Consider the following 13038-nt stretch of genomic DNA (forward strand, 5'->3'; position numbering starts at 1 on the left):
GACACTGGGCTGGAAAAAACCAGCCGAAGCACTCGACGAACTACTATCGAACCCGACCAATCCACCCGGTGTTGCAATGACCGCATGAATCCGCCAGCGCCTTGCCGCACTGACACACGTGCGGATGTCAAAAGGTGTGCGTCTGCGGTGATGGTTGCGGGGTTGGTGTGACGGAGCGGTACGCGCAGAGGTCGGTTGCCCGGTGGTGCGGTCGTCGGGAGGCCCACCCCTGGCGCTGGCGTGACGCCGTCGGAGCGACGGGTTATCGCAGATCGGGTGTCCTGCCAGCCTCAGTGGTAGCGGTGCGTGCCGAAGTCAGTTCTCGGCGTGGTGCTTTCGCTCCTGTTGGCTGGTCTGGCCGAGACGGCGTGAGGATTTGGTCGTGCCGCGGTTCACCTGTGGCGTGGTGGCCGGTGGCTGCGGCGGGGCGACGGCTTGCACGGTTGTCAGGGCGACGACCTGGATTTGCTCCAATCGGAGGCCGAGTCCGGCGAGCCGGGCGATCACGCCGAGGCGATGTTCCGGCAGGCCCGGTCGGATGGGCAGTGGGTCGCGTCCCGGCCTGTGCAGGACGTAGGTTCTGCGCTCCGCGTCGAACTCGATCGGCGCGCCATCGCGCACCGCTCGGTAGGCGTCGAGGTCCAGATCGTTGTGTCGAACCGGATCGATCATCAAGGCCTCGATCAGCCGTTCGGCATGCGCGAGTCGCATGTCTCGATCCGGCGGGTCGAGGTATTCCACCCGCTGTGCGACCCGCCACCGATATCCCTCGGCGGCGGAGCGCAGCAGGTGCCGATGCCGTTCGATCTCAGCCGCCAGCTCAACCAGCTGGTCGACGTCGATGGACATCGGGCTACGCGGGTCGGGCATCGAAGCTGGGACGTCAGGCATTGTGCCTCCTCGGTCGAGTTGCCAGTTACGTTGGGCAACAACTCGATCGACGTCCGACCTGCTATCTATTGTGGCAGAGGGGTACGACAGGTTTCAGTAGCCGAGTGAAGAGTCGCAGAGAGATGCTTGACCTGGTCCGTTCGCTCGGGTTGTAGCCGGTGAGCGATCTCGTTACCACCGCCGGGAAACTGGCCCCGGTGGCGCTGGTGTTCGGAGCGGGGGTGGTCTTCGCGCGGCGCAAGATCATCGGGGCCGAGGTGTCGAAGGCGTTCTCCGAGTTCGCCTTTCTCTTCGCGATTCCGTGCTACCTGGTCGGCTCGCTCTATTCGAGCGATCTGAGCAAGCTGTTCGATCCGCGAGCTATCACCGCGTATCTGGTGACCGCGCTGCTTGGCATGGTGGCCGTCGGGTTCTGGTCGCGGCGGGTGGCCGGGGCCGACGCCAGGGGCGTCGCGCTGCGGATCATGGCCGGCGTGCAGGTCAATACGGCCTACTTCGCGATCCCAGTGTTCGTGCTGCTCTTCGGCGACGCGGCGCCGATCTTCCCGATCATCCTGCTGCAGGTCTGTGTGCTCACCGTCGTTGTCATCGCGGTGATGGAATTCGGTGCCGGACAAGAGGATCCGGACAGCCCCGCGAGCGGTGCGGTGTTGCGCGGAGTGGTTGCGGCACTGGCGACGCCGATCGTGGTGGCCTGCTACCTGGGGATCGGCGCGAACGTAGCGGGGGTGCCGGTGCCGCGCTGGCTGCTGGACGCGCTGACCTTCGCTGGCAACGCCGCCGCGCCGGTCGCGCTGTTCACGCTCGGCCTGCACCTGGGCGGAACGGGCTTGCGATTACGCGGCACGCTGCGCGACGAATACGCGCTGATCGCGTTCAAGTGCCTGGCGTTCCCGCTGCTCGCTCTGCTGATCTGCAAGTACCTCTTCGGTATTCACGGCACCTGGCTGACGTACCTGGTGCTGATCGCCGCCATGCCCGCGCCGCAGAACCTGTTCATCTTCGCCCAGCGTTACGACACAGACGTGGATCTTGCCGCGTCGGTCGTCGCCAAGACCTCGCTGCTGGCGCTGCTGTTGTTGCCTGTGTGGTTGCTGGTCGTCCGGTAACGGGGTGACTCACAACCCGAGGTAGCCCACCGTCGCCGCGAACATGATGCCGGTGAACAGCGGCCAGAACAGGATCTTCGGCAGCAGGTTGTCGCGCCAGGAGATGGCCTTGCCGAAGGCGCCGTGCAAAAGCATGGTGGCGTTGAGCGCGACGAGCAGCGTCATCACATACAGCGTGAAATACCAGTACTCGATATAGGAGATGCCCGAGGCGCCGATCTCCGACCGGGCCGCGTTGTCGTTCACCGCGACGACGAGCACGGTGGATACGGAGAAGGTGATGATCGCGAAGGCGGTGAAGCCCGAGATCGGCCGCCGGTCGGGGTCGGTGGTGATCACGAACAGCGACAGGAACATCAGCACGGCGAGCAACAGCACCGGAACTATCCGCCCGAGCATCGGGCCGAGCAAGCCGCGGCTGACGCCGACATTGAAATACAACTCGTCGGTATTGGCCAGACCGGGGTGCGCGAGCATGCTGTAGTCCTGATGATTCAGGCTCCACACCGTGTAATCGGGTTCCCAGTCGCCGAAGACCAGGCCGGGATCGAGGCCGTTTAACGCGTGCGCGTCCCATGGCGGAAACGATTCGAACGAGGGCACCAGCTGGACCTGATGAATCATGTCGACCGGGCGCATGCGCAGCCAGATGTCCTGGTGATCCAGCGGGTAGTCCTCGTAGTTGAACTGCTGCCGGATGATCGTGGAAAACGACCAGACGATCACCCGCCATTCGCCGAGCGGGTATTCGAAGACCTTTTTCGGGCAGTGCGGATCCTCGGCCTCGAGTAGCTGGACGCCGAGTTCGATATCGGACGGGAAGTCGGCGGGTACGTGTTGCCAGACGTGCCCGGTGGCCTTGATGTTGTGCGCGTTGACGAACTGCAGCGAGTTCACCAGCACGCCGGTAGACAGCCGGGGCACCACCTGATCCCGTGGAAGATGCGGCGTCACAGCCGCTTCCGCCTCGGCGTAACTCGCCACCGTGGTGCCGACCTCCGCGACCGGTAGGTGCCTGCTGCCCGCGTGTGTCCAGGAATACACGGTGCCTGCGGCGAGCATCAGGGACACGGCGATGGCGGCGAGCCACAGCAGCAGCTTCCCCTTCGGCACCAAGCGCGATATCGCCTCTCTGATCGACACAGCCAGGAGATTAGCTCGAGGTTAGCCGTGAGTGCGGTATCCGCCTCGTCGGTGGGTATGTCGTGCCCGGCTCGGGGTATGTGTCCGATTTCACTGATAATGCTAATGAAAATCATTACCAGTAGTCTACGATGCTGACATGGCTTTGTTTCGGATCGGGATGTGCGCTGCCGCAACGGCATTCGTAGTCGGGTTGACGGGGTGTGCGGCGCCCGGGCAGACATCGGGGGATCCCGAGCAGTTCGTGGTAATCGATACCGAGGAGCTCGGCGACTTCAGTCCGCTACTCGGGCAGGGGAAAAACGGGGAGTCGAAGATCTTCGAGAGCCTGTATCGGGTCGAAGAGGGAGTAACTGAGCGGATACCGGCAGCGGTGCCGGTGCTCGCGGCGGGCCCGCCGGAGCCCGTGGATGGGGATTTGTCGCGGTGGCGGGTGAATACCCGGACCGGCGTGACCTTTTCGGACGGCAGCACCTTCGGCCCGGAAGACGTGGTCGCGACCTATAACTCGCTGATCGATCCCGTCTTCGCCGCCCCGATCGCCGCGGACTACGACTTCCTGCGCAGCACCAGGCAGACGGGGCCGAACACCGTCGAGTTCCAATTGACCGGCGCCTACGCCGATTTCGACCACCGACTGTTCCTGGCGATCGCGCCGGCGGAGGCGTTCGCGCGGCCGGGGCCTGCCGACCGGGCCGAGCTCAATCGGCATCCGATCGGGACCGGGCCGTACGTCCTCACCGAATCCCGGCCGGATCAGGTGATACTCACCGCGCGAGACGACTACTGGGGCGAACGAGCGCGGGTGCGCAAGTTCGTCATTCGGCGCACCGATGACGACAACGCCAGGGCGAGCCAGCTGCGCGACGGCGCCGACGGGACGGTATTGCCGCCGGAGTTGGCGCAGGCCGCGGCCAAGGACGGCTACCGGGTCGTCCCGGCGGTGGCGAATGATTGGCGCGCAATCACTTTGCCGTCGGGCAACCCAGTCGCGGGCGATCCGGCGATCCGGAAGGCACTGAACGTTGCCGTCGACCGGCAGAGCATGGTCGACCACATTCTCGGTGGCCACGGCGCCGCCATGTCCACGCTGGTCGGTCAGGTATACGGCGAGACCTACGATCCAGCACAGGATTTCGGCTACGACCGGACCGAGGCCACGCGAATTCTCGACGCGGCGGGATGGCTCGTCGGCGCGGACGGCGTCCGTGCGCGCGACGGGCACCGGGCCGCCTTCGACATCGCCTACTACCCCACGGAAGTGCTGCGGCGGGACCTGACGATGGCGGTGGTATCCGACGCGAAGAAGGTGGGCATCGAGATCACCCCGGTGGCCGTGGACAAGCAGCGGATGACGCCGGACTACCTGGCGCGCACCGCGTTCCTGCTCGGTGGCGGTGGTCAGCCGTACACGGTGGACAGCCAGCTCTACACCAAACTGCACTCCCGCTACGCCGCGCCGGGCGCCGGATCCAAGTGGGACAACGCCTCGGACTACGTGAACCCCAAGATCGACCAGCTGCTGGATGCCGCACGCGGCGAGGCGAATCCGCGGCGACGGACGGAGCTCTACCGGCAGGTCCAGGCCGAATACCACCGTGATCCGGCAATGCTTGCGCTGGTCACCACGAACCACGTCTATGTGCTGCGCGACAACGGCTGGCGGATCACCCCGACCGCGCTGGAACCGCATTCGCATGGTGTCGCGTGGGGGCCGTGGTACGGGCTCGCCCGCTGGACCCGCTGATGGGTGGCAGAGCGGGCAAGCTGATCGCCCGCCGTCTCGCCGTGGCCGTTCCGCTCGCCGGACTGGTCTCACTCGCGGTGTTCGCGCTCGCCGCGGCGAGCCCGTTCGATCCGCTCGATGGGTACCTCGGCGCGCACGGTGACGGATTCACCGAGGTGCAGCGGACGGCATTGCGGGAGCGAATCGGGTTACCGCGCAATTGGTTTGATGCCTGGTGGTCGTGGGCCGGTGGCCTGGTGCGCGGTGAGCTCGGTGAATCACGGTCCTATCGCCAGCCGGTCACGCAGGTGCTTGCCGAGCGGCTGCCGTGGAGTTTGCTGCTCGGTGCGTTCGGCGGCGTGGTGGCCCTGGTGCTCGCGGCGATCCTCGGCGCGTGGGCCGGGCTGCGGCGTGGCGGCTTCGTCGATCGGACGATCAGCGCGGGCGCGGTTGTGCTGCAGGCGGTTCCGCCATTCGTGCTGGCGCTGGGCGCGGTCCTGCTCTTCGCGTTGACGCTGCGCTGGTTTCCCGCCGCCGGATTGACCGATCCCGGCGGCAACGTGACCACCGGTTCGACGGCCAGGCATCTCGTGTTGCCTGCCGTGCTGCTCGGCGTGACGCAATTGCCGTGGCTGGTGCTCGGCCTGCGTGAGACGGTGGCGCGCACCCTCGACAGCGACGCGGTCAAAGGCGCCAAGGCGCGTGGATTGCCGTGGCGGGTCATCGCCTTTCGACACGTGCTGCCCCTCGCGATCGTGCCGTTCCTAGCGCTCTGCGGTGCTCGCCTGCCTGAGCTCGTGGTCGGCGCCACCGTGGTCGAAACCATCTTCAGCTGGCCGGGATTGGGGTCGGCGACCGTGACAGCCGCACGCAGCGTGGACTTTCCGCTGCTGGCCATCCTCACGGTGCTGATCACCGCGGTGGTGCTGCTCGGCAACCTGGCCGCCGACGCGGCCGCGGTGCTCATCGATCCGCGGATCGACGCCGATGGGTAGGGCGCGGCCGACGTTGTTGCTCGCGGTCGGTGTGCTGGCGGCCGCGGTGTTGTATGCGGCGCTGGTGCCGCTGCTGCGGCCGGTGGACGACGCGCTGGTGGACTTCTCGATCAGCAGGCGGCCGCCGAGCCTCGAATTCCCGTTCGGCACCGACAATGCCGGGCGTGACGTGTTCGGGCGGGTGGCGCAGGGCATGCGGATCTCGCTGCTGATCGCGGCGACCACGGCGGTGGGTTCGGCTGTCGTCGGTGTGCTGGTCGGGGTGAGCGCGGGTGCGTTCGGCGGCTGGTGGGATCGGCTCGCCATGCGGCTGGTCGACGCGATCAATTCGCTGCCGAGTCTGCTGCTCACGTTGCTGATCGTGGCCATGTATCGCGGATCGGTGCTCGCCATCGTGCTCGCGCTGGTGCTCACCCATTGGACGTCGATCGCCCGGGTGGTGCGCGGCGAGGTACTCGTGTTGCGGCACGCCGAATTCGTGCAGGCGGCCCAGCTGCGTGGCCTGCCGAGGTGGCGGATTGTCCGGCGGCATTTCGTTCCGGTCGCGCTGGGGCAGGCACTGATCGGCGTGGTGCTGCTGATTCCGCACGCGATCTGGCACGAGTCGACACTGTCGTTCCTCGGTGTCGGGCTGCCGCCGCACCGTGCGTCACTGGGCACCCTGCTGTCCGATGCGCAGGCATCGATCCTGTTGGGCGACTGGTGGTTGCTGCTCTTTCCCGCGGGTGTGCTCGTGCTCGTCACCCTCGCGGTGTCGCTGCTCGGCAGGCACTGGCAGCGGAAAGTGCAAGCGCTACAGGAGGTTGCCGCATGATCGCGTCCGCTCGCGTCTGGTCATCCGCCGAACCGACAGTCCAGCAGGCGGTTCCGCTATGACGCTCAGTCTGCGCCAGGTCACCGTGCGTATTCCGCTGACGCCCGGTCGTTCGGTGCACGCCGTGACAGCGGCGGATCTGGTGGTGCGGCGCGGGACGGTGCACGGGTTGATCGGTGAATCCGGTTCCGGCAAGTCGATGTTGGCCGCGACCGTCACCGGGCTGCTGCCGAAACGCGCACGGATGACCGGCGAGGTATCGCTGGAGCTCGACGATCGGACGCTGACCACCCAGGAGATCTGGCGGTCGCGTGGACATACCGTGGCGTGGATACCGCCGTCGGCGGCGACTTACTTCACGCCGGTCCGGCGGATCGGCCCGCAGCTGGTCGAGACGATCCGATACCTCGGCACCGCGCATGACCCGGTCGGCCTCGTCACCCGAGTCGGCTTGGAAGTGACCGCACTGCAGCAGTATCCGCACGAACTCTCCGGCGGCATGGCGCAGCGCGCGGCGGTGGCCTTCGCGTTGGCCGGGGATCCCGCGCTCGTCATCGCCGACGAACCGACCTCGGCGCTCGACGCCGAGCGGGCGGCGGCGATCCTGCGGCTGCTCGGCGACTTCGCCGCGGACGGCGGCAGCGTGCTGCTGGTCACGCACGATCTCACGGCGTTGCGTGCGTCCGGGATCTGCACCGATGTCTCGGTGCTGCACGCGTCCCGGATCGTCGAGTCCGGTAGCGCTGAAACAGTTCTCGGCAGCCCGGGGGCGCGGTACACGCAGGACCTGGTCGCCGCGCTGCCGGAGAACGGGTTATTGCCACTGCCGTTCCGCACGCCGGAGCTGGTGAATCTGCCCGCCGACTACCGATATGGCCTGCCATGACTCAACGATCACTTGCCGCGGAGCACATTTCGGTCCTGCTGGGTGGACGCCGCGTGCTCACCGATGTGTCCATCGAAATCGGTCACGGCGAGGTGGTCGGCTTGGCGGGCCCCTCGGGCACCGGCAAAACCACTCTCGCGCATGTGCTCTCGGGGCTGCGCAGACCGGACAGCGGGCGCGTCACGGTGGACGGCGCGCGACTGCCCCGCCGCCGGACCGGCCGGATCGCGATGCTGTTCCAGTCACCGCGCCGCTCCTGCGACCCGCGGCTGAAGCTGCGGCAATCCATCGCCGAACTCGCTCGCGGACCGGTGGATTGGGACACCGTCGCCGGGTCCGTCGGCATGACGACGGATCTGCTCGATCGCTATCCCGCGCAGGTCTCCGAGGGCCAGTTGCAGCGGGCGGCGGTGGCCAGGGTCCTCGCGTCCAAGCCGGACTACCTGCTCTGCGACGAGATGACCTCGATGCTCGACCCGGCCACCACGGCCACCGTCGCCCGGACCGTGACCGGCTTGGCCGCCACCGGCGTCGGGGTGCTGTTCATCAGTCACGACCTGCCCCTGCTCGCCGTCTGCACGGATCGGATCGTGCACTTGGGCGACAACCCTTCTCACGATTCGCACAACGACATCGGAGTTCTATGAGTCACGCACTGCATATCCTTACCCGCACCGATCTGGCCGATATCGACCTACCACCCGCCGAGGTGATCGATCTGGTCGAGGACGGCTATCTGGCGTTCGCGCAGGGCGATTCCCGCTGCCCGGTGAAGCTGATGATGCCGATCCCGAAGACCGAACGCGACGCGGTGTCGTATTCGATGCTCGGCTACGACAGTTCGCTCGAGCATCTCGGTTTCAAGACGTCCTACCGGCAGGGCAGCGCGAGCGCGGACAAATACTACACCACCATCAGCCTGTACGACGACACCACCGGTCTTCCGTTCGCGTTCATGGACTGCCAGCGCGTCGGGGCAGCCCGCACACCGGCCACCACGGCGATAATCGCGAAACACTGTGCCCGCCAGGGCGCGACCACCGCGCTCATGATCGGCACCGGTATCCAGGGCCGTAACACGTTGCCGTACTTGCTGACCGCACTGCCGGGGCTGGAGAAGCTGCGGCTGTTCGGCACGCATCCCGATGGCATCGCCGAAAGCGTTGCCGCATTGCACCGCTGGTTTCCCGATCGGCAGATCGAGCTCGTCGAGGATGTGCCGTCGGCGGTCGCCGAGTCCGACGTCGTTGTCGTCGCCTCCGGCCGGGCCGCGCATCCCAAGGTGCGCACCGAATGGCTCCGGCCGGGTGGACTGCTGATCTCGGTGGCCAGCAAGGGCGTCGAGAGCGGTGCCCTGCGCGCGGCCGACTACGCGATTGCCACCAGCGCAGGACAACTCGGCGTCACGGGCAGCCGCCTGGCGGGGCCGGACGGTCCGCCAGTCATCGATGCCGAACTGCCGGACGTCGTGGCCGGTAAGGCATCAGGGCGATCCAGCGACGACGATCGGGTGTTCGCGTTCGCCAGCGGCATGATCATCACCGACATCCCGGTCGCCCATGCGCTGGCCACCCGCGCGGTGGCGGCGGGACGCGGACGGCGGGTGGAACTGTGGTCCTGAACGCCTCGCCGGTCGAGTTGCCCGCGCTCCCCGCGGTGGAACAGGAATGGCAGCGCCGGGTACGCGCGGATCGGCAGCTGCTCTTCGATATTCAGCACGCGGTCGGCGGCCCGTTCCACGTCGTCTACCCGGAACAGTTCGCCGCCAACCTCCGGTCCTTCCAGAAAACGCTTGCCGGATACGGTGTGCGCGGTCAGGTCTACTACGGCAAGAAAGCCAACAAGGCAGGCTGCTGGCTGCCCGCGATCGCCGATCTAGACGGTGCCGTGGATGTCGCGAGTGAGCCCGAACTGGTGCACGCGCTGGCGCATGGCATTCGCGGTCGCGATATCGGGGTGACCGGTGCGGCGAAAACCGATGGGCTGCTTCGGCTTGCCGCCAGGCACGACTGTGTGGTCGCGATCGATGCACTCGACGAACTGGAGCGGGTCGCGTGGATTGCACGGAATGCGGGACCGGTGCGGATCCTGTTGCGGACGTTGCCACCGAACGCACCGCACAGCCGATTCGGTTTATCGGCAACCGATCTCGACACCGCTATCGCGATGTGTGCGCGACTACGGTCCCGGGTCGAGTTGATCGGGTTCTCGTTCCACCTGGATGGCTATGCGGTCGCACCACGCGCCGAGCTTGCCTACGAGTTGATCCGGTTGTGCGCCAAGACAAAAGCGCAAGGCCTACCGATAACCACACTCTCGATAGGTGGCGGTTTCGCCTGCCGCTATCTCGGCGACGATGACTGGAACGCCTTTCTCGCCCACCGGCGCGACGACTGGTTCCACGCCGGAAAACGGCCCGAGAAGTTCTATCCGTATGCGCAGGGCCCGACCGGTGCCGACATGTTGGCTGCCATCCTCGCGACCGAGTTCGAGGGGCATGCGTTAGGGAATCACCTGCGTGACAACGATATCCAGCTGTATATCGAGCCAGGCCGCGCTTTACTCATCGATGCGGGGTTTACCGTATTCCCAGTCCTCGGCTACAAACAGAACTTCGACTACGGCATCACCACCGTGCACGGACTCAGCATGAGCGTGTCCGAACAGTGGAAGGGCAGTGAGTTCCTACCGGACCCGATCCTGGTGCCCCGCAACCCCGATCCGGCCGCCGAACCGATCGCCACCTGCGTCGGCGGTGCGAGCTGCATGGAATACGACATGCTCACCTGGCGCAAAGTTCCGCTACCGCAACGCCCCGCACCCGGAGACCTGCTGCTGTACCCGAATACGGCGGGTTACCAGATGGACAAGAACGAGAGCGAATTCCATCAGCTCCGACTACCGCCGAAGGTAGTCATCACCGCCGAGGAGGGCCGGCTCCGGTGGCGCTTGGACAAGTAGACACACACGCGGTGCTACCGCGACCCACCCAGTTGCCTCGACGCGGCGAGAACATCGTCCGCGCCGCCTCCGAACTCATCGGCTCCACTCCGCTGCTCGAACTCATTCGCACCGGCACCGGCACCCGCCTGCTGCTGAAGCTGGAGCAGTTCAACCCCACGGGTTCCGCGAAGGTCCGGATGGCCCGCGAGATGGTGCTGCAGGCCGAACGCAGCGGCGAATTACGCCCCGGCGGGCACATCGTCGAACCGACCTCCGGCAACACCGGCACCGGACTCGCGCTGATGGCCCTGGAACGCGGCTACACCTTCACCGCCGTGGTCGACGACCACGCCGCCAAAGACAAGCTGCGCGCCATGAAAGCGATGGGCGCCCAGCTGGTTTCGGTGGACAGGGCCGCCAGCGGCGGACCGAGCACCGTCGAACGCAGGCGGATCGCCGCCGAGATCGCCGCACGCGCCGGTGCCTATCGTCCGGACCAGCACAACAATCCGCACAACAACGCGGGCTACCGTGGCCTCGCCCGTGAACTCCTCGCCGACCTGAACACCGACGTCGACTACCTCGTCGGTGCGGTCGGCACGGGCGGATCACTCTGCGGCACAGTCGAAGAGCTCCGCAGGCTGGGCTCCCGAGTGCACGCACTCGGTGTCGAGCCCACCGGCTCCATCATCTTCGGCGGCGCGGGTGCGGGCTACTGGCAGACCGGCGCGGGCAGTCCCGCCGGATTCCCGGTCGGCGGCAATGTGAAGTACGACGCCATCGACGAGGACTGCCGTGTCCGCGACATCGACGCGTTCGCCACCGCGCGGGTGGTCGCCCGGCGCACCGGCATCCTGGTCGGCGGGACCGGCGGCGCCGCAATCCAGGTGGCGCTGCGCCGCCTCGTGCAGGTGCCCGCGGGCAGCACGGTGATCGTGCTGGTGTGCGACGCGGGGGAGAAGTACCTCGACACCGTGTACGACGATGGCTGGCTGCACGAGCGCGGCCTCTACGACCGTGCTGCGCAGCAGCGAATCATCAGGCTCTGCCGGGCATACGACGAATCGGTCCGGCTGGCGGCAGGCAACGTCGAGCGGACGGGAGCTTAGGTCCGATGAACTTTCGACCGTATCGAGCCATCATCGCGCTGGCCGCTCCGATCGCCGGCATTCAGCTCGCCCAGGTGGCGCTGACCACCGTCGATCTGGCGATGATGGGACTGCTCGGTGTCGCGTCCGTGGCCGCGGGCGGTCTCGCGCTGCTGCTCTACAACCAGCTGCGCACCATGTGCGTCGGCATGATCACCGGCGTCGGGAACATGATCGCCGAGGCGGTCGGCGGTAGCGAAAAGCGCACCGGCCGTGGCGATATCGATGCGCAGGCACGCGCGGAGATCCGCGGGTTCGTCCGTGCCGCGGCATGCGTGGCCACCCTGACCGCGACGGCGGGCGCGCTGATCCTGATCGCGCTCGGCTACGCGCTGCGTTGGCTAGGTCAGGATCCCGCTGTCCTGGAACTGGCGCGCCCGATCATGTGGACGCTCGCACCGGGCCTGATCCCGATGTTGTTGTTGAACGTGTTGCGGCAGTTCGCCGTCGGCCTGCGCCGGGCGGGTTCGCTGTTGCGTGTGACGCTGTTGTCGATCGGCGTCAACGCAGTACTGAACGCGCTGTTCATCTTCGGCTGGCTCGGCGTCCCGAAACTCGGCCTTGCCGGAATCGGACTGTCCACCAGCCTCGTTCAGCTATGGACCTTCGGTCTCTATTTACGCACCGTCCAACGCGACCCCTTGCTCGGCGGCCTGCTGTCCCTGCGGGCGTGGCAGGCGGACCGAGCAACCATCACGCGAATTGTCAGGATGGGTACGCCGATCTCGTTGACCTACGGTGCGGAGGCGGCGATCACCTCCATCGCCGCAGTGCTGATGGGCGGCTTCGGGCCGGTGGCGCTGGCCGCGAGCAATATCGTCAACCAACTGGCCTACATCGTCTACCAGGTCAATATCGGCCTCTCCCAAGGCTCTTCGATCCTGGTGAGTCGGACGATCGGGCAGGGTGACCGACCCGCGGTGGCGGACATCGCCCGCCGCACCTTCACCCTCGGCTTCGCCTTCATGACCGTGGTCGGCCTCGGCTACATCCTGTTCCCCGGCGCGGTGCTCGCGCCGTTCCTCGGCGCGCACCACGACGACACCGCGGTCGTCGCCGCTGCCTCGACCCTGCTGTGGTTCGCCATCGTCCAGCAGTACTGCAAAGGCTCGCAAAACCTTTCCATCGGGTTGCTGCGTGGCATCGGAAATACCAAGGCGGGGATGCAGAGCACGCTGATCGGTTACTTCGCGATCGGGGTACCCGCCATGGCCGTCTTCGGTTTCGGTCTGGGGTGGCGCGCGCCCGGCATCTGGCTCGGCCTGTGCCTCGGCTTCGGTGCCACCGCGTTCCTGGTGTGGCGCAGGTTTCGGCGCGGCGCCGCCGACTTGGCCACGCCCACGCGGGAATCCGTCTCCGCCGTGCGGTGAAAGCGGGCAAAAC

General features: G+C 66.7%; 12 protein-coding genes. 10 read left to right on the forward strand and 2 right to left on the reverse strand.

The annotated features are described in order from the left end of the window. Nucleotides 1–315: 315 nt before the first annotated feature. Nucleotides 316–891, reverse strand: coding sequence for a hypothetical protein (locus tag ACIA8C_RS36775; RefSeq protein WP_397142952.1), 576 nt, complete (start codon nucleotides 889–891; stop codon nucleotides 316–318). A gap of 158 nt (nucleotides 892–1049) precedes the next feature. Here ACIA8C_RS36775 and ACIA8C_RS36780 point away from each other — a divergent pair, with 158 nt between their 5' ends. After that, on the forward strand, nucleotides 1050–2000 hold the full coding sequence (locus tag ACIA8C_RS36780; RefSeq protein ID WP_397142953.1) for an AEC family transporter: 951 nt from the start codon (nucleotides 1050–1052) through the stop codon (nucleotides 1998–2000). 9 nt (nucleotides 2001–2009) lie between these two features. On the opposite strand, the gene ACIA8C_RS36785 is transcribed toward ACIA8C_RS36780, so the two are convergent. Continuing rightward, nucleotides 2010–3143: a hypothetical protein gene (locus tag ACIA8C_RS36785; RefSeq protein WP_397142955.1), complete on the reverse strand. Its 1134-nt coding sequence runs from the start codon at nucleotides 3141–3143 to the stop codon at nucleotides 2010–2012. Nucleotides 3144–3282: 139 nt separating this feature from the next. Here ACIA8C_RS36785 and ACIA8C_RS36790 point away from each other — a divergent pair, with 139 nt between their 5' ends. From ACIA8C_RS36790 to ACIA8C_RS36830, 9 genes are read left to right on the forward strand one after another with little or no spacing between them, the layout of a single operon-like run. Further along, nucleotides 3283–4890 carry an ABC transporter substrate-binding protein gene (locus tag ACIA8C_RS36790; RefSeq protein WP_397142957.1) on the forward strand — a complete coding sequence of 536 codons (1608 nt, stop codon included), beginning with the start codon at nucleotides 3283–3285 and terminating at the stop codon, nucleotides 4888–4890. Continuing rightward, nucleotides 4851–5864 carry an ABC transporter permease gene (locus ACIA8C_RS36795; RefSeq protein WP_397142959.1) on the forward strand — a complete coding sequence of 338 codons (1014 nt, stop codon included), beginning with the start codon at nucleotides 4851–4853 and terminating at the stop codon, nucleotides 5862–5864. The genes ACIA8C_RS36790 and ACIA8C_RS36795 overlap by 40 nt, the downstream gene beginning before the upstream one ends. Continuing rightward, a complete protein-coding gene (locus tag ACIA8C_RS36800) occupies nucleotides 5857–6678 on the forward strand; it encodes an ABC transporter permease (protein ID WP_397142961.1) in 822 nt (273 codons plus the stop codon). The genes ACIA8C_RS36795 and ACIA8C_RS36800 overlap by 8 nt, the downstream gene beginning before the upstream one ends. Nucleotides 6679–6736: 58 nt before the next feature. After that, nucleotides 6737–7564, forward strand: a complete 828-nt coding sequence (locus ACIA8C_RS36805) for an ATP-binding cassette domain-containing protein (protein WP_397142963.1) — start codon at nucleotides 6737–6739, stop codon at nucleotides 7562–7564. Continuing rightward, nucleotides 7561–8211: an ABC transporter ATP-binding protein gene (locus tag ACIA8C_RS36810; protein WP_397142965.1), complete on the forward strand. Its 651-nt coding sequence runs from the start codon at nucleotides 7561–7563 to the stop codon at nucleotides 8209–8211. Before ACIA8C_RS36805 ends, ACIA8C_RS36810 begins: the two co-directional genes overlap by 4 nt. Continuing rightward, on the forward strand, nucleotides 8208–9185 hold the full coding sequence (locus tag ACIA8C_RS36815) for an ornithine cyclodeaminase (RefSeq protein ID WP_397142967.1): 978 nt from the start codon (nucleotides 8208–8210) through the stop codon (nucleotides 9183–9185). Before ACIA8C_RS36810 ends, ACIA8C_RS36815 begins: the two co-directional genes overlap by 4 nt. Then, entirely contained in the window at nucleotides 9176–10525 is a 1350-nt protein-coding gene (locus ACIA8C_RS36820; protein WP_397142969.1) for an alanine racemase, read from the forward strand. Before ACIA8C_RS36815 ends, ACIA8C_RS36820 begins: the two co-directional genes overlap by 10 nt. Next, nucleotides 10507–11616: a PLP-dependent cysteine synthase family protein gene (locus ACIA8C_RS36825; RefSeq protein WP_397142971.1), complete on the forward strand. Its 1110-nt coding sequence runs from the start codon at nucleotides 10507–10509 to the stop codon at nucleotides 11614–11616. The genes ACIA8C_RS36820 and ACIA8C_RS36825 overlap by 19 nt, the downstream gene beginning before the upstream one ends. A gap of 5 nt (nucleotides 11617–11621) precedes the next feature. Next, on the forward strand, nucleotides 11622–13025 hold the full coding sequence (locus ACIA8C_RS36830; RefSeq protein ID WP_397142973.1) for an MATE family efflux transporter: 1404 nt from the start codon (nucleotides 11622–11624) through the stop codon (nucleotides 13023–13025). Nucleotides 13026–13038 lie beyond the last annotated feature (13 nt).

The organism is Nocardia sp. NPDC051321 (genome assembly GCF_044455225.1).
Taxonomy (GTDB): Bacteria; Actinomycetota; Actinomycetes; order Mycobacteriales; family Mycobacteriaceae; genus Nocardia.